This is a genomic window from Virgisporangium aurantiacum (genome assembly GCF_016863635.1).
GTDB lineage: Bacteria > Actinomycetota > Actinomycetes > Mycobacteriales > Micromonosporaceae > Virgisporangium > Virgisporangium aurantiacum.
On sequence record NZ_BOPG01000061.1, the window covers coordinates 35,754 to 53,776 of the forward strand.

Consider the following 18,023-nt stretch of genomic DNA (forward strand, 5'->3'; position numbering starts at 1 on the left):
CCGATGTGGCGGTCGGCGACGGGCTGGCCGAGAAGCAGTTGGTGGCGGCGTTCGCGGGCGACGCGCGGGTGCGCGTGCTCACGGAGGAGGACGTGCGCCGCCAGTATCCCGTCGCGGCGCGGTTCGACCCGTACGGCAACAGCACCGCGCACGTCCCCTACACGCCCGCGATGTTCGCCGCGCTCGCGACGGTGACGGTGCGCGCCGTGCACGCCGCCGCCACGCCGCGGCCGAAGGTGATCGTGGTCGACGCCGACAACACGCTGTGGGACGGCGTGGTGGGCGAGGACGGCGCCCTCGGCGTCGTGGTCGGCCCGGCCCGTCGGGCGTTCCAGGAGTTCCTGCTCGAACAGCGGGCCGCCGGGCGGCTGCTGTGCCTGTGCAGCAAGAACGTCGAGTCCGACGTGCTCGATGTCCTCAGTGGACACCCCGACATGCTGCTGCGCACCGGACACCTGGCGGCGATGCGCGTCAACTGGGCGCCGAAGTCGGCCAACGTGCACGAGCTCGCGGCCGAACTCTCGCTGGGCGTCGACAGCTTCGTGTTCCTCGACGACAACCCGGTCGAGTGCGCCGAGGTGGAAGCCGGCTGCCCGGGCACGCTCGCGCTGCGGGTCCCCGCCGACGCCGAGGCCGTCGTGCCGTTCCTGCGGCACTGCTGGCCGCTCGACATCGCGGAGGTCACGGCCGAGGACCGGGAGCGCGCCGACCGGTACCGGGCGGAAAGACAACGGGACGCGGCGCGCACGCAAGCGCCGTCACTGGAGACCTTCCTCGCGACGCTGGAGCTCACGGTCGACGTGCGTCCGCTCGCCGACGCCGACCTCGCCCGGGCGGCCCAGCTGACCCGGCGCACCAACCAGTTCAACCTCACCACGGTGCGGCGCGGTCCGGCCGAGCTGGCTTCGCTGCCGGCCGGGCTGCGGTGCCACGTGGTCGACGTGCGCGACCGGTTCGGCGACTACGGACAGGTCGGCGTCGTGGTCGCGGGGGTCGAGAGGGACGCCCTGGTCGTCGAGACGTTCCTGGTGAGCTGCCGGGTGCTCGGGCGCGGTGTGGAGCACCGGATCCTCGCCGCGATCGCGGAGCTGGCCGGGGCGGAGGGGCGCACCCGCGTCGTCCTCCCGTACGAGCCGACGGAACGCAACCAACCCGCGCTGCGGTTCCTGGAGTCGTTGCCGGCGCACCGCGTCGACACCGCGACCGGCGCCCGGTTCGAACTCGCGGTGGCTGCCGAGATCACGCCCCGGTATGAAGAGAAACCGGTCGCGGTCACCGTGGTCGAGGCGGCAGCGGAGCGGGAGACCGACTGGGCGTACATCGCGACGACGTTGGCGACCGCCGAACAGGTGCTCGCCGCGATCGACGCGCGCCGCGGCGCTCCGGTGTCCACAGTGGTCACCGACGACCCCGTCGAGGCGGCGGTCGCGGCGATCTGGGCCCGGTTGCTGGACTTCCCGCCGAGATCCGTGCACGACAACTTCTTCGACCTCGGCGGGCACTCGATGCTGATCGTCCGCTTCGCCACGGCGGTGCGCGACGAGTTCGGGGTGGAACTGGCGATCGACGAGCTGTTCACCGCGGCGTTCACGGTCGCCGACATCGCCCGCACGGTGCGCCAGCGTCAGCTCGACTCGGCCAGCGAGACCGAACTCGCCGATCTCCTCGACGAGCTCGACCAGCTCTCCGACGACGAGATCCGCGCGATGCTCGACCTCGAGCGATGACCACGTTCCTGCTCAGCACCAGCGGTACCCACGGTGACGTCCTGCCGTTCGTCGGGCTCGGCCGGGCGCTCGTCGAGCGCGGGCACGACGTCACGCTGTACACGCACGAGTTCTACGCCGAGACCGCGCGCCGGGCCGGTGTGCGCGTAGTGGCCGCCGACACGCGCGACGAGTACGACCGGCAGATCGCCGACTCGCACAACCTGCTGCGCGACGTGGTCGGCGACATCGACAACCTCGTCGACTTCTACCGCCGGCACGGCCTGTTCGAGCAGATCCGGTTCGAGTACACGCACGCGGCGGCGGTGATCCGCGACCGCCGCCCGGGTGACGTGGTGGTGGTCGCCCGGCACACGTCGGGGCTCGCGGCGCTGATGCTGCGCGAGTCGTTCGGCGTACCGGCGGTGTGGGTCGGCCTCGCCCCCACGCAGTACATGGCGACGCCGCTCAACGAACGGATCTTTCCGCGCGGGCTTGGCGCACCGGTGAACGAGTTGCGGGCCGGCTTCGGGCTGCCGCCGGTGACCCGCTGGGGGACCTGGCTGCGGTCGGCGGACGTCCACATCGGACTGTGGCCGCGGTGGTTCGACGACGCGGGCGAGCCGGCGCCGGCCGGCGTCGCGCTGACCGGCTTCCTGCTCAACGACGAGGCCGAGACCGGCGCCGTACCGTCCGAAGTGGACACTCTGCTCCGGGCGGAGCCGGTCCTGATCACCGGCGGGTCGGGGCAGTTGCTGCACGGCGACTGGTACCGGGTCGCGGTCGAGGCGTGCGTGCGGGTGGGCCGGCCGGCCATCCTGGTCTGCCGGCACCGCGAGCTCGTGCCGGCCGACCTGCCGCCGGGCGTCCACTGGTTCCCGGCGTTGCCGTTCGCCACGGTGATGCCGCTAGTGGCGGCCGTCGTGCACCACGGCGGAGTGCTCACCGGCGCCCGCGCGGTCGCCTCCGGCGTGCCGCAACTGGTGCTGGCGCACGGGGTCGACCGGCCCGACAACGCCGCGCGGATGCGGCGGGTCGGCGTCGGCGAGTGGCTGCCGGCGGCGCGGTGGGACCCGGCGGAGGCGGCGGCGGTGCTGCGCCGGCTGCTCGACGATCCGGGATACGCGCGGCGGGTCCGCGAGCTCGCGCCGTCCGTGAACGCGGCGGCCGGTGCCACCGCGGCGTGCGAGCGGATGGAGGCGGTCGCGGGCCGGGTCGGTCGGGAGGGCGCGACCTTGGCCGAACCGTCCACAGTGGACGGACACGGCGGCGACCTGGCGGCGCGACTGCGCCGGCTGGATCCGCAACGGCGGAAGGCGCTGGCGGCGCTGCTGGCCGAGCGTCGGGCGGGAGTGCGGCAATGACGGACGTGGCGAGCCCGACCGACGCGCGCAGCCGGATCGGTCACCTGTCCGCGGAGCGGCGCGCCGTGCTCATGCGCCGCCTCGCCGAGCGCACGGCCCGGCCGGAGCAGCCGCCGGCGCCGGCACCGCGTCCACCCGCCGGCACGGACTCGACGGTCGGGTGCTCGCACGCGCAGCGCCGGGTGTGGCTGGCGGCGGAGATCTCCCCCGCTTCGGCGGGGTTGCACGTGACCACGGCGATCCGGTTGACCGGGCGGCTCGACGTGGCGGCGCTGCAGCGGGCGGTGTCCACCGTGGTCGCCCGGCACGACGGCTTGCGCACGGTCGCCGACGACAGCGGTCCGCTGGTGCGGCAACGGGTGCTGGCCGACGCGACGGTGACGGTGCGCCGGCTCGACGTGGACCCGGGAGCGGCGGCCGGCGCGGTGGAGGCCGTCCGGCGGGAGCGGTTCGACCTGCGTCGCGGCCCGCTGCTGCGGGTGGCGTTGCTGCGGCTCGACTCCCACGACCACGTGCTCGTCGTCGTGGGGCACCACTTCGTGATGGACGGCGGGTCGATGGGCGTCGTCGTGCGTCAACTGGCCGCCGTGTACACCGCCGCGGTCCGCCGGACCCCGGTGCCGTTGCCGCCGCACGCGGTTCAGTACCCGGACGTGTCGGCGTGGCAGTGGGACCTGCTCGGCGACGGCCGGCTGGAACGGTCGCTGGACTACTGGCGGGCGACGTTGGCCGGCGCCGGCGAACCGCTCGACCTGCCGCTGCCGAAGCCCGACGGGCCATCGGCCGGAACCGTGGGCGTGCACCGGTTCACGATCGACGGGCGGGCCGCGCGGCCGTTGCGCCCGGGCGGGCTGGCGCCCGGTCTGCTGGCCGTCTACACGGTGCTGCTGGCGCGCTACACCGGCCGGTGGGACCAGGTGGTCGGGATGTTCGTGGAGGGCCGCACGCGGGCCGAGACCACCGGCGTGGTCGGCAACTTCACCAACCTCGTGGCGGTGCGCACCGACCTGACCGACCGGCCGGGGTTCGCGGTCGCGGCGACCCGGGTGCGCACCGCGATCGCCGGTGCGCTGGCGCACCAGGACGCGCCGTTCGAGGCGGTGGTCGCGGCCGCCGCCCCGCCGCGCGTGGTCGGCCGGCCGCCGCTCGTGCAGGTCGCGTTCAACCTCCACAACCACGCGTACGGGCACGCCGGCTGGCACGGGCTCGGCGCCGAGGTGTGGCCGGTCAGCGCCGACCACGACGATCTCGACCTGACGCTCGTCGCGGTGCCGGTGCACGACGGCACCGTGCGGGCCGCGTTCGAGTATCCGGCCGAGCGGTTCGCGCGGGAGCCGGTGGCCGCGCTCGCCGGACATCTGACGACGCTCGGCGCCGGCCTGCTGGCCCGGCCCGACCGGCCGGTGTCGGCGGTGCCGATGCTGCCCGCCGGCGAGACGGCCACGCTGCTGGCGTGGGGACGGGGACCCGGGGCGTGACGACACTGTCCACTGTCGACACCGGTTCGGTGCTCGACCGCTTCCTGCTCCAGGCGACCGCCACCCCGGACGCGATCGCGGTGGTGGCCGGCGACACCGAACTGACCTACCGCGCGACGCTGGACCGGGCGCGGTCGCTGGCGGCCCGGCTGCGCGCCGACGGCGTCGGCCCGGGCGACCTGGTCGCGATCTGCGTCGACCGGTCGGAGCACCTGGCGGTCGCGCCGATCGCGGTGTGGCTGACCGGTGCGGCGTACCTGCCGCTCGATCCGGCGTACCCGCCGGTCCGCACCGCCATGGTGCTCGAGGACGCCGGGGCGCGGGCCGTGATCGCGTGTGGAGGCACGGATTCGGCAGTGCCGGCCGGCGCTGCGCGCGTCATCATGATTGAAGAAGCCACGGAAGGCCCGCAACATGCGGATGGCCCCGCGCCCGATGGCGCCGATGCGGCGTACGTGATCTATACGTCGGGATCGACGGGGCGGCCCAAGGGGGTCGTGGTCGAGCACGACGCGCTGGCGAACTTCGTGACCGCGATGCGGCGCGTGTTCGGCGGCGGGGCCGGGCACCGGTGGCTCGCCAGCACGTCGCTCGCGTTCGACATCTCCGGCCTGGAGCTGTACCTGCCGCTCAGCACGGGCGGCACGGTCGTGGTGAGCGGGGTCGCGGGCCACGACGGCGCCGCGGTGGTGTCCCTTGTGGACGGACACCGCGTGACGCACGTGCAGGCGACGCCGTCGGCGTGGCGGCTGCTGCTCGCGGCGGGACTCGACCGGCCCGACCTCGTGGCGCTCGTCGGCGGCGAGGCCCTGCCGTTGGAACTGGCGCAGCGGTTGCGGGCGCGGGTCGGCCGGCTGGTGAACATGTACGGGCCGACGGAGACGACGATCTGGTCGACGTGTTGGGACGTGCCGCTCTCACCCGACTCCGTTTCCATCGGGCGGCCGATCGACCGCACCGTGGTGTGGGTGCTCGACGCCGACGGTGGCCTGCAACCGATCGGCGTGCCGGGCGAGCTCTACATCGGCGGCGCCGGGGTGGCGCGCGGGTACCTGCGGCGGCCCGAGCTGACCGCGGAACGGTTCGTGGCCGACCCGTTCTCGGCTGAACCCGGCGCCCGCCTGTACCGCACCGGGGACAGGGTGCGGTGGCGGCCGGACGGGACGCTGGAGTACCTGGGCCGGTTCGACGATCAGCTGAAGCTGCGCGGGCACCGGATCGAGCCGGGCGAGATCGAGGCGGTGCTGTTGCGCCGTCCCGCGGTCGCGGAGGCGGCGGTCGTGGTGCGGCCGGACCCGGCGGGGGATCCGGTGCTCGTCGCGTACGTGAGCCTGCGGTCGCCGGACGCGGAACTGCGCGCGTACCTCGCCGCGGAACTGCCGCCCGCGATGGTGCCCGGACCGATCGTCGTGCTCGACCGGTTGCCGGTGACGCCGAACGGCAAGCTCGACCGCAACGCGTTGCCGGCGCCCGATCTCGCCGGCACGTCGCGGGAACCGGCGACGCTCACCGAGCTCGCGGTCGCGGCGGCGTGGCGGCGCGCGCTGGGCGCGGACCGGTTGGGCGCCGACGACGACATCTTCGCCGCGGGCGGCCATTCCCTGCAGGCGATGGCGGTCGCGGCCGACCTCGCCGCGGCGCTGGGCCGCCAGGTGCCGATCGGCCTGGTGTTCGGCAACCCGACGGTGGCCGGGTTGGCGGCGGCCCTCGACGGGACGGCCGTCGCGGCGATCCCGGCGGTCGTCGCGCCGATCCCGGTGGTGGAGCGGGTCGACGGCGCCCGGCACCGCGTCTCCTTCAGCCAGCTCAGCATGTGGCTCGCCGAGCGGCTCAGCCCCGACCGGCCGATGCTCAACACGTTCGCCGGGCTGCGCCTGCGCGGCGACCTCGACCGCGAGGCGTTGGCGGGCGCTGTCGAGGATCTGGTGGCGCGGCACGAGATCCTGCGGACGGTCTTCGTCGAGACGGACGGGGAGCCGTACCAGGTCGTGCTGCCGGACGTCGTCGTGTCCATTGTGGACGTGGATCTCCGTGGTGCGCCGGAGCGGGCCCACGAGGAGGCGGACCGGCTCCGGCGCGAGCGGTTCGACCTGACCCGGGGACCGCTGCTGCGGGTGGTGGCCGCGCGCACCGCCGACCGGGAGCACCTGCTGCTCACCGTGTGGCACCACATCGCGATCGACGGGTGGTCGCTGGCGACCGCGCTCGGCGAACTCGGCGCGCACTACGCCCGGCGGACCGGCGGTTCTGGTCCATTGCCCGCACTTCCGGTGCAGTACCTCGACTACGCCGCCTGGGAGCGTCGCCGCGTCGACGACGGCGACCTCGACGCCGCGATCGACGCCTGGCGCGACGCGCTGTCCGGCGACCGGCCGGACGCCGTCGTCGCCGCGGTGCCCGCCGCACCCGGCGGCCCGCCGCGCGGCGCGAAGCTGACGACGGTGCTGCCGGCCGCGCTCGTGGAACGGCTGCGCGGCGTTGGCAGCACAGTCGGTGCCGGAACCACCCCGTTCCACGTGCTCATCACCGGCTTCACCGCGCTGCTGGCCCGCTACACCGGCTGCGACGACGTGACCGTCGGCATGGTGGTGGCGGGCCGGCCGCATCCGCAGTTGGCGAACCTGATCGGGTCGTTCGTGCAGACGGTGCCGGTGCGCGCCGTCGACGCCACGACAACCGGCTACCGCGACCTGCTGGCGCGGGTGCGCGGTGCGGTGGTCGACGCGGTGGGCGGCCAGGACGTGCCGTACGACCTCGTGAAGGATCCGGACCGGCCGCCGCTGCGGTACGCGTGCCTGATGATCGAGGGCGATTCCGGGCCGGTGGCCGGGTTCGGCGACCTCGCGGCCGAACGATGGCACCACGAGTTCGACGACGTGATGTTCGACCTGTCGCTGCAGGCGAGCCGCGTCGCGGCGGGGTTGCAGGTGACCGTCGAGTACCGGGCCGACCGGTACGACGACGCCACCGCGCACCGGTTCGCCACCCACCTGCGCACCCTGCTCGACGCGATGGCCGACGCACCCGACGACCCGATCGGGCGGCTGCCGTTGCTGACGCCGGACGAGCACCGCCGCGCGGTCGAGGGGTGGAACCCGCCTGCGCCAACCGATCCGGCCCGCTCCGTGCTGGCGGAGGTCAACGCCCAGCCGGCCGGCGTGGTGGCCCTGATCGACCCCGACGGAACCGAGACGACGTACGGGGACCTGCGACGGCGGGCCGCCGGCGTCGCCCAGCGGTTGCTGCGGCTGGGCGTGCGGCCGGAGGAGCCGGTGGCCGTCCACCTGGAGCGCACGTCGTCGGCGGCCGTCGCGGTGCTCGGCGTGCTCGGTGCGGGCGCGGCGTTCGTGCCGGTGAGCACGATCGCGCCGGCGGCCCGGATCGCGGCGCAACTCGCCGACGCCGGGGTGCGGTTCGCCGTGACATCGGCGGCGCTCGCCGGCGGGTTGCCCGCGGGACTGTCCATCGTGGACATCGCGGGCGTCGGTGTCGCGCAGGAGCTCCAGGAGGTCGGCGGCGACCGGCTCGCGTACGTCATCTACACGTCGGGCTCCACCGGTGTTCCGAAGGGCGTGCGGATCACCCACGCCAACCTGGCCAACACGTACCGGGCCTGGCGCGTGCAGTTCGGGGTGAACCGGCCGCGCCTGTTGCAGGTGGCCGACCTCGGGTTCGACGTCTTCGTCTCCGACCTGGTGCGCGGGCTGTGCAGCGGCGGCACCGTCGTGTTCTGTCCACGGGAGACGGTGCTCGACCCGGCCGCGCTGCACGCGCTGATCGTCGCGCACCGCGTCTCGATGGTGGAACTGGTGCCGGCGGTGGCCCGGATGCTCGCCGAACACCTGCGCGCGACGGGCGGCCGGCTCGACGGGCTCGACCTCCTCGTGGTCGGCTCCGACCAGCTGTTCGTCCGGGACTTCGCCGATCTCGTCGGGCTCGTCGGTCCACACACGACGGTCGTCAACTCGTACGGCGTCACCGAGGCCGCGATCGACAGCACGGCCTACGCCGGGCCGGTGCCGCCCGGCGATCCGGCCGCGCCGATGCCGATCGGCTGGCCGATGCCCGGCATGACCGCCGACGTGCTCGACGCGTACGGCCGGCCGGCACCGGTGGGCGTCGCGGGTGAACTCGTGGTCGGCGGCGACGGCGTGGCTCGCGGCTACACGGACGCCGTTGTTGCCGCGGGCCGGTTCGGCGCCGATCCGCTGCGTCCCGGCCGGCGCGTCTACCGCACGGGCGACCTCGCACGGCGCCGCCCGGACGGCGCGATCGACCTCCTCGGCCGTCGTGACGGCCAACTGAAGATCCGCGGGCACCGCATCGAGCCCGGTGAGATCGAGGCGGTGCTGCGCGACCTGCCCGGCGTCGCCGACTGCGCGGTGGCCGCGTGGCCCGGCGCCACCGGCCAGTTGCAACTCGTGGCGTACGTGGTGGGGGAGCCGCCGGACCCGACGGCGGTGGGAGCGCGGCTGCCCGGGTACATGGTGCCGGCGGCGTACGTGCCGCTGGACCGCCTGCCGCTCAACGCCAGCGGCAAGGTCGACCGGCGCGCGCTGCCGGCACCCGACCCGGCGCAGCTGGCCGGCGTTCCCTACGTCGAGCCGGTCGGGCCGGCGCAGCGCGCGTTGGCGGGGATCTGGCGGCGGCTGCTCGGCGTCGACCGGATCGGCGCGCACGACTCGTTCGTCGCGTTGGGCGGGCATTCGTTGCTGGCGGCCCGGTTCGTCGCGGCCGTACGGGGCGAGCTGGGCGTGGAGCTTCCGCTCCGCGCGGTGTTCGATCCGGGGACGGTGGCGGGGCTTGCCGACCTGGTCGACGGCGCGGCGTCCACCGGTGCCGCGCCGACCGTTCCGCGACGACCGTCCGATGTGGACGCCCCGCTGTCGCCGGCCCAGCGCCGCATGTGGTTCCTGGACCAGCTGGAGCCCGGTACCGGGGTGCTCAACGTCCCCGACATCCTGCGCCTGCGCGGTCCGCTCGACGTGGCCGCCCTGGAGCGCGCCTGGAACCTGCTCCGGGAGCGGCACGAGGTGCTGCGGGTGCGGTACCCGGGGGACGAGCCGGTTCAGGAGATCGCCGCCTACGCGCCGGTTCCGTTGGTCGTCACCGACGTCCGCGGCGAGGCCGGGGCGCGCGACCTCGCGCAGGCCGACATCGTGGCGCCGTTCGACCTCGCCGAGGGTCCACTGTGGAGGCTGCGGCTGCTGCGGCTCGCGCCCGACGACCACGTGCTGTCGCTCGTCATGCACCACAGCATCACCGACGACTGGTCGGGTCGGATCCTGTTCGAGGAGCTGGCCCTGGCGTACGGCGGCGAGCCGCTGCCGTCGGTGACCGTCGCGCACGGCGACGTCGCGGCGTGGCAGTGGGACCGGCTGGGCGCCGGGCGGGAGGCGGCGGCCACGGAGTACTGGCGGTCGGCGCTCGCCGGTGCGCCGGACGTGCTGGAGCTGCCCACCGACCGCCCCCGGCCGCCGGTGCAGCGGCCGGCCGGGGGCACCGTGTGGCGGCGCGTCCCGGCGGACCTGTCGGGCCGGGTCGACCGGTTGGCCGCCGGCGCGGGCGCCACCGGGTTCATGACGCTGCTCGCCGCGTACGCCGTGCTGCTGGCCCGGTTCGGCGGCCGGTCCGACGTGACCGTCGGCGCGCCCGTCGCCGGCCGCGACCTCCCCGATCTGCAGCGCGTGGTCGGCTGCCTGCTGAACACGGTGGTGCTGCGGGTGCGGCCGGCCGGGACGTTCCGTGCCGTGCTGACAACCATGAAGGCCGTGGTGCTCGATGCGCTGAGCCACGCCGACCTGCCGTTCGAGCGGCTGGTCGACCTGCTGAACCCGCCGCGCAGCCTCGCCCACTCGCCGCTGTTCCAGGCGATGTTCAACGTGATCGAGGCCGACGGTCCGCCGCTGCGGCTGCCCGGCGTCGACGTCGACCACCTCGCCGGCACCGACCTGACCACCACCAAGGCCGACCTGTCGATGACGGCCACCCGCCACCCCGGCGGCCTGGACCTGCACCTCACCTACCGGTCCGACCTGTTCGACCCGGACACCGCGTCGGATCTCGTGGACCGGTACGTCGCGCTGCTCGGCGCCGTCGCCGAGGACCCGGACCGGGACTGGCTCGACCTGCCGCTGGGTCCGGTGGAGGTCCCGGCTTTAGCCGCCGCTCCGGTTACGGCCGGTGCGGCGACGCTCGGGGAACTGGTGCAGGCGCAGGCATCGCGGACGCCGCACGCCGTCGCCCTGATCGCCGGCGCCGAACGGGTCACCTACACCGAGCTGAACTCCCGCGCGAACCGATTGGCGCACGCCCTGCGCCGGCGCGGGATCCGGCCGGGCGACCTCGTCGCCGTCGCGGTCGAGCGGTCGGTCGACCTGGTGGTGGCCGTCCTCGGGGTGCTCAAGTCCGGCGCCGCGTACGTCCCGCTGGACACCACCCATCCCGCCGCCCGGCTCGCGGCCGTGCTCGACCGGGCCCGGCCCGCGCTGCTGCTCACCGACGCCGTCGTGCCCGTGCCGTTCGACGGGCCGCGCCTGCACCCGGCGCGCTGCGACGACGAACCGGCGCACGACCCACCCCGCGTCGCCGGCCCCGACGACCTCGCGTACGTGGTGCACACGTCGGGCTCGACCGGCGTCCCGAAGGGCGTGCTCTGCCACCACCGCGGCGCCGTGAACTACCTGTCGTTCGTGATGCGGCGGTTCGGGGTGTCCACATCGGACACCGTGCTGCAGGTCGCCGGGATCGCGTTCGACGCCTCGGTGCGCGACCTGATCGGCCCGCTCACCGTCGGCGCGACCGTGGTGCTGCTCCGGCCCGAGGAGGCGAAGGAACCGGCCGCGATGCTCGCCGCGGTCGACCGGCACGGCGTCACCTGCCTGCTGTCGGTGGTGCCGACGCTGCTGCGCGGCATGGTCGCCAGCGGTCACCGGCCGGTGTCCCGCCGGCTCCGGCTGCTGCTGTGCAGCGGCGAGCGCATGTACCGGCGCGACGTCGCCGACGCGCACGCGCTGTTCGGTCCACAAGCGACGGTCGTCAACCAGTACGGGCCGACCGAGTGCACGATGACGTCGACCTTCCACGTCGCGGAGCCCGGCGGTGAGCTCGACGACGATCTGGCCCAGCCGTTGCCGGTCGGCGGACCGATCGACGGCGCCCGCGTGTACGTGCTGGACCACCGGCAGCGGCCGGTGCCGCCCGGCGTGCCCGGCGAGGTGTGGATCGGCGGCGTCGGCGTGACCGCCGGCTACCTCGACGACCCGGCGCAGACGGGCGACCGGTTCCGTCCCGACCCGTACGGCGACCGCATGTACCGGACCGGCGACCGGGGCCGGCTGCGCCGCGACGGAACGCTCGTGTTCCTCGGCCGCGTGGACCAGCAGGTGAAGATCCGCGGCCTGCGGGTGGAACCGGGGGAGATCGAGGCGCACGTCCGGGAGTTGCCGGGAGTGCGGGCGGCAGCGGTGGTGGCGATCGACGGGCCGCGACTGGTGGCCTACCTCGAAGGAGACGGGCTCGACCTGGACGCGCTGCGGGCGACCCTGCGCGAGCGCCTGCCCGACCACCTCGTGCCGGCCGTGCTGGTCGAGATCGCGGCGATGCCGTTGACCGCCAACGGAAAGGTCGACCGCGGTGCGCTCCCCGCCCCGCCGGCGCCCGCCGCGTCGGCCCGGTACGAGCCACCGGCGACCGACACCGAGCGGCGGATCGTCGCCGCGTTCACGGAGGTGCTCGGCGTCGACCGGGTCGGCCGCACCGACCACTTCTTCGACCTCGGCGGCGACTCGTTCGCGGCGGTGTCGGTGGCGCGGCTCGTCGGATCGGGGATGCGCGTGCTGGACCTGTTCCGGGCGCCGACCGTCGCCGCGCTCGCCGCGCTTCTCGACGCCGTTCTCAATGCCGGCGACACGGGCACCGGTCTGCTGCACGAACTCACGCCGCCCGGAACCCGCACGCTGTCGGTGGTGTGCGTGCCGTACGCGGGCGGCAGCCCGATCAGCTTCCAGCCGCTGGCGGCCGCGCTGCCGACAGGGTACGCGCTGTACGGGGTGGCGCTGCCCGGGCACGAGGTGACCCGACCCGACGAGGTGGCGCTGCCGCTGGAGGACGTCGCGGCCGCCGTCGCCGCCGAGATCATGTCCACGGTGGACGGTCCGGTCGCCCTGTACGGGCACTGCTCCGGCAGCGCGTTCGCCGTCGAGATCGCCCGCCGCCTGGAGACCGCCGGCCGGCCGGTGCACGCGGTGTACGTCGCCGCGGCGTTCCCGAGCACCCGGCTGCCCGGCAAGCTGCTCGGCCGCCTGACGCTCGACCGGTTCCAGAGCGACCGCACCTACCAGACGTTCTTCCGCTCGATGGGCGGCTTCGGCGACGCGCTGACGCCCGACGAGATCCGGCGGATCGTCCGGAACCTGCGGCACGACTCGACCGCCGCCGAGGACTACTACACCCGCACCCTCCACGACCCGGACCACCGGAAACTCGACGCCCCGATCGTGTGCGTCGTCGGCGACCGCGACCCGTTGACCGAGTACCACGCCGAGCGCGTCGCGGAGTGGGAGTCGTTCAGCGACCGCGTCGACCTCGTGGTCCTCGAACGGTCCGGGCACTACTTCCTCAAGCACCGCGCCACCGAGGTGGCAGACGTGATCGGCGGGGCGCGGCCACCGTCGACCCGCGTGGAGAAGCCGGTGGCGAAGCGCGGCTTCGGGGTGTTCGCCACCGTCGCCGCGAGCCAGTTCGTGTCGTTGCTCGGCTCCAACATGACGGCGTTCGCGCTCGGCGTGTGGATGTTCCAGCGGACCGGATCGGTGACGCTGCTGGGCCTGATCGCCACCTGCGCGCTCGCGCCGAGCATCCTCGTGTCGCCGTTCGCCGGCGCCGTCGTCGACCGCGCCGACCGGCGGAAGGTGATGCTGCTCGCCGACCTCGGCGCCGGCGCCGGGACGCTCGGGCTGGCCGCCCTGATCTGGGCCGGTGACCTGAGACCATGGCACCTGTTCGTGGTGCTGTCGTGGTCGTCGGTGTGCTCGGCGTTTCAGCGACCGGCGTACCTGTCCGCCGTGCCGCAACTGATCCCCAAGCGCTACCTGGCCCGCGCCAACGGGTTCGCGATGAGTCTCGACGCCGGTTCGCAGGTGCTGGCGCCGCTCGTGGCCGGCGCGCTGGTGGTGACGATCGGGCTGGCCGGTGTGATCCTCATCGACGTCGTGACGTTCTCGGCGTCGGTGCTCACGTTGCTGCTGCTGCGGTTCCCGAACGCGTTGCCGTGGCGGCGGCGCGAGACGATCCGGGCGGAGATCGCCGGCGGCTTCCGGTACATCACCGCGCGGCGCGGCATCATGGCGCTGCTGATCCAGGCCGCCGCGTGCAACGTCCTGCTGGCGATGCTCGGTGTGCTGGTGACGCCGCTCGTCCTGCGCAGCAGCGACGCGGGCGCGCTCGGCGTGGTGATGGCCACCGGCGGCGTGGGCGCGTTGCTCGGTGGTCTCGCGATGACGTTGTGGGGCGGACCGGCGAAGCTGATGAACGGAATCCTCGGCTACGCGCTCGCCGGTGGCGTGTTCATCGCGGTGCTCGGCGCCGGGTGGGGCGTGTGGTCGATGGCGGCCGGGATGTTCGGATTCTGGGCGACGCTCGCGGTCAGCAACGCCTGCTACACGGTGCTGATCCAGGTGAAGGTGCCGCACCACCTGCACGGGCGGGTGTTCGCGATCAACCAGATGGTGGCGTTCTCCACGATGCCGGTCGGCTACCTGATCGCGGGACCGTTGGCGGACAACGTCTTCGAGCCGCTCGGCGACGGCCCGGGACGCGGCGTCGGGCTGCTGCTGGTGCTGATCGGCGTGCTGACGGTCCTCGTGAACGCCGCCGGGTACGCGTACCCGCCGCTGCGCCGCCTCGACACCGACACCCCCGACGCCCAACCGGACGAGGCGATCGTCAAGGGTGAACGCCGATGAGGTGCGGCGAGGGGCACGACGTCACCGATCCGCTCGCGTGGTGCTGCGCCGACTGCGGTGGCCCGTGGGAGTTCACCGACCTGGCGCCGTTCGACCCCGGCTCGATCGACACCGGCACCTGGTCGATGTGGCGGTACGCCGCGATGCTTCCGGTGAAGCCGGTGGTGAGCCTCGGCGAGGGCGCGACGCCCCTCGTACCGGTGCACCTGCCCGACGGGTCCGTGCTCGCGAAGCTGGAACAGCTGAACCCCACGGCGTCCTACAAGGACCGGGGGACGTCGGCGGCCGTCAGCCACTTCGTGACGCACGGCGCCGACCACCTCGTCGAGGACTCGTCCGGGAACGCGGGCGCGTCGATCGCCGCGTACGCGGCCGCCGCCGGGGTGTCGGCGCGCGTCTACGTGCCGGCGACCGCGAGCGCGGCGAAGGTGCGGCAGATCTCGGCCGCGGGCGCCGATGTGGTGCCGGTGCCCGGTCCCCGGTCGGCCGCGTACGCCGCCGCCCGCGCCGACCGCCGCGGCGTGTACGCCAGCCACGTGTGGCATCCGGCGTTCCTGCTCGGGCACCGCACGTGCGCGTGGGAGATCTGGGAGCAGCACGGCCGGCGGCTGCCCGCGGTGGTGGCGTGCCCGGTCGGACAGGGGAACCTGTTCCTGGGCCTGGCCCACGGGTTCCGGTCCATTGTGGACGCCGGATTCGCCGACCGCGTGCCGCGCATGGTCGCCGTGCAGGCCGCGGCGTGCGCGCCGGTCGCGGCCGCGTGGCGGTCCGGCGCCGCGGTTCCGTCCACAGTGGACGAGGGACGCACGGTCGCCGAGGGCATCCGTACCGCCGCTCCGGTGCGGGGCCGGGAACTGCTGCGGGTGGCGCGTCGAACGGGTGGGGCGGTGTTCACGGTCACCGAGGCCGCGATCCGCGCCGCCGTGCGCGACCTGGCCGGCGCCGGCCTCCTCGTGGAGCCGACGGGTGCGGTGGCCGTCGCCGCGCTCGGGCAGATCCGGCAGCGCTTCACCGGGGAGATCCTGGTCCCGCTGACCGGAAGCGGCCTGAAGACGGCGTGACAACGGCCCGAAGACGGCCTGACCGTTACGGGATGCGGGCCACGGCGCAGCGGCCGCCGATGTCGGGGGCCGGCTCGTCGTCGGGGCCGGGCCGCCAGTCGGGCGGGGAGACGATGCCGGGGTCGACGGGGTCGAGGCCGTCGAAGAAGTGCGCGAACGCCGCCGGCGACCGCAGGTGGTACGGAACGGCGCCGCTCCGGGCGTACCGGCGCATCGACTCGACCGAGGCCGCGCCGGAGGCGGTCGTGCCGTCGGTCATCGTCAGGTAGCTGCCGGACGGCATGGCGTCGACCAGGCGCCGCACGATCGCGTGTGCCTCCGCGTCGTCGGCGACGTGACCGACGATCCCGAGGAGCATCAGGCCGATCGGCTCGGTGAGGTCGAGCGTCCTCGAGGCGCCCATGACCACCTCGGCGGTCTGGTGGAGATCGGCCCGGACGTAGGCGACGCTGCCCTCAGCGGTGCCGGTCAGCAGCGCCCGCGCGTGCGCGATCACCATCGGCTCGTCGTCGACGTAGACGATGCGGCCGCGCGGATCGACCGCCTGCGCCACCTCGTGGGTGTTGCCCGGCGCGGGCAGGCCGGCGCCGACGTCGAGGAACTGCCGGATCCCCACCTCACCGGCCAGGAACGCCACGCTGCGGCGCTGGAACGCCCGCGAGTTCCGGGCCGCCTGGACGATCGACGGGAAGATCTGTTTCACCTCGTCACCGACGACGCGGTCGACCTCGAAGTTGTCCTTGCCGCCGAGCCAGTAGTTCCAGATGCGGGCCGAGTGCGGGATGCTCGTGTCGATCTTCGCGTCGGCTGCCTGGCTGACGGGGGAGTCGTGAGCCATCGGTCGATCCCCTCGATCGATTACGGTGGGTGACGGTTTATCACGCCAAACTAGTCCGTCGATGGGTCACGTGCGATGCGTTCCGCACAACTCACGATGCCCACATAAGGTATGGGCCATGACCGACCCCGTGGCCGAGCCGGCCGATCAGATCAGGGAACGCCCACGTCAGGTGACGTGGACGGCGATCCTGCTGGTCGTGTTCGGCGGACTCGGCCTGATGCTGGCGATGCTGCTCCTGTCCGCCGTCAACGACGAGGGCGACCTACCCGGCTGGGTGTATCTGCTCGTTTTCGTCCAGTTCGTGCTGTCCGGCACGCAGATCCTCAGCGGCGTCTTCGTGTGGCTGGGCAAGTCGTGGGCCCGCACGGTGGCCACGGTGGTGTGCTCGATCAACCTGGTGGGTGCCGTGCTGTCGCTGGTCAGCGGCGCGATCCCGCAGGCGATCACGGCCGGGGTGGTGAACGTCGCCGTGCTGCGGATGCTCCGCGGCCGCGAGGTCACCGAATGGTGCGAATAAGGGCGGGTCGCTCGCAGTGCGGGCAGGGCCCGCGCCGGCGGACGTGGTAGGCGAGGGCGGCGCCGCCGAGCGCGGCACCCCAGAGCGGCCAGAACAGCTCGGGCACGTAGAGCCCCCACGTCTGGGCCTCGATCTCGAACTGGCCCAGGATCAGCAGCCGTAGGTACATCAGCCCGGCCGACGTCACCAGGATCGCCACCAGCGACGCCGGCACGATCGCCGTACGCGGGCGTACGGGCTTCCCACGCAGGAACGGGATCCACCGCGGGTACACCTCACCCCACCGCTGCACGAGGCCGAGCGTGAGCACGGCGCCACCGGCACCCATGGTCGCCAGCATCGCGCCCGCGAGCCAGATGCCCGGGCTCTCCCGGGCCTCCTTCTGCAGGCCCTCCCGGCTGACGCCGAGCGGGATCCCCAGCGCGAACGCCCACCGGGTGAGGGCGTAGAAGACCGGAACCGCCACCGCGACGGCGACCGCCCGGCGGCCCCATCGCAGCGCGGCGGCGCGGGTCTCCTCCTCGCTGGTGGACGCGGTGCGCCCGCACCCGCCGCAGGCACCGCGGACCCGGCGCTGGTAGGCCAGGGCGGTGGCGGCCCAGAGCAGCCCGCCGAGCATGAGCAGCAACTGGTTGGCGACCGGCCAGGGCAGGAACAGCCGCGGGTAGTCGGACAGGCCTACGTCCTCCGGCCAGCCGAACGGCGCGCCGGCCAGCAGCATCGGCGCCCGGACCACGGCGAGCAGCGGACGGTAGTCGGGGATGACCACGGTCAACGTGAACGCCAGGGTCCATGCGGTCGTGGCGAGCATGCGGTGTGCGTCATCGATTCTTTTCATGACGATGGCCAGGACGGCGCCGAAAAGCCCGACCACCGCTATCGCCGGCCCGGTGGTGCCGGGCCGCGCGTTCTCCAGAAGGGACGCCCACCGCGCGCCGGGATCGTGCTCGACGCCGAACGGAAAGCCGGCGCCGCCAAAGGTCCAGAAGAGGCCGGCGAGGCCGTAGAGGAGCGAGAAGGCGGCGGTGATTCGATACATGCCTCCATGCTTCGGGCGTCAGGATCCGTTGTGCAGTTGCCGTTCGGCAGGG

8 protein-coding genes are annotated in these 18,023 nt (G+C 74.0%); 6 read left to right on the forward strand and 2 right to left on the reverse strand.

The genetic code is table 11. The features are described from left to right. Window positions 1-5 precede the first annotated feature (5 nt). The 5 genes from Vau01_RS41815 to Vau01_RS41835 are packed head-to-tail and all read left to right on the forward strand — an operon-like array spanning window position 6 to window position 15,574. Window positions 6-1,727 (forward strand): HAD-IIIC family phosphatase, encoded by a 1,722-nt coding sequence (locus tag Vau01_RS41815; protein ID WP_204005509.1) that lies wholly within the window; start codon window positions 6-8, stop codon window positions 1,725-1,727. Then, window positions 1,724-3,070 (forward strand): glycosyltransferase, encoded by a 1,347-nt coding sequence (locus tag Vau01_RS41820; protein ID WP_204005511.1) that lies wholly within the window; start codon window positions 1,724-1,726, stop codon window positions 3,068-3,070. The genes Vau01_RS41815 and Vau01_RS41820 overlap by 4 nt, the downstream gene beginning before the upstream one ends. After that, complete coding sequence (locus Vau01_RS41825) at window positions 3,067-4,548, forward strand: condensation domain-containing protein (RefSeq protein ID WP_204005513.1); 1,482 nt, start codon at window positions 3,067-3,069, stop codon at window positions 4,546-4,548. Before Vau01_RS41820 ends, Vau01_RS41825 begins: the two co-directional genes overlap by 4 nt. After that, window positions 4,524-14,513 carry a non-ribosomal peptide synthetase gene (locus Vau01_RS41830; RefSeq protein ID WP_204005515.1) on the forward strand — a complete coding sequence of 3,330 codons (9,990 nt, stop codon included), beginning with the start codon at window positions 4,524-4,526 and terminating at the stop codon, window positions 14,511-14,513. The genes Vau01_RS41825 and Vau01_RS41830 overlap by 25 nt, the downstream gene beginning before the upstream one ends. Then, window positions 14,510-15,574 carry a pyridoxal-phosphate dependent enzyme gene (locus tag Vau01_RS41835; RefSeq protein WP_204005517.1) on the forward strand — a complete coding sequence of 355 codons (1,065 nt, stop codon included), beginning with the start codon at window positions 14,510-14,512 and terminating at the stop codon, window positions 15,572-15,574. Before Vau01_RS41830 ends, Vau01_RS41835 begins: the two co-directional genes overlap by 4 nt. A gap of 25 nt (window positions 15,575-15,599) precedes the next feature. Here Vau01_RS41835 and Vau01_RS41840 read toward each other — a convergent pair whose 3' ends face one another. Next, window positions 15,600-16,412: an SAM-dependent methyltransferase gene (locus tag Vau01_RS41840; RefSeq protein ID WP_204005518.1), complete on the reverse strand. Its 813-nt coding sequence runs from the start codon at window positions 16,410-16,412 to the stop codon at window positions 15,600-15,602. A gap of 118 nt (window positions 16,413-16,530) precedes the next feature. Here Vau01_RS41840 and Vau01_RS41845 point away from each other — a divergent pair, with 118 nt between their 5' ends. Then, window positions 16,531-16,932 (forward strand): hypothetical protein, encoded by a 402-nt coding sequence (locus Vau01_RS41845; RefSeq protein ID WP_204005519.1) that lies wholly within the window; start codon window positions 16,531-16,533, stop codon window positions 16,930-16,932. Here Vau01_RS41845 and Vau01_RS41850 read toward each other — a convergent pair. Beyond that, on the reverse strand, window positions 16,913-17,971 hold the full coding sequence (locus Vau01_RS41850) for a hypothetical protein (protein ID WP_204005520.1): 1,059 nt from the start codon (window positions 17,969-17,971) through the stop codon (window positions 16,913-16,915). The two genes, Vau01_RS41845 and Vau01_RS41850, sit on opposite strands and share 20 nt — an antisense overlap. Window positions 17,972-18,023: the final 52 nt, after the last annotated feature.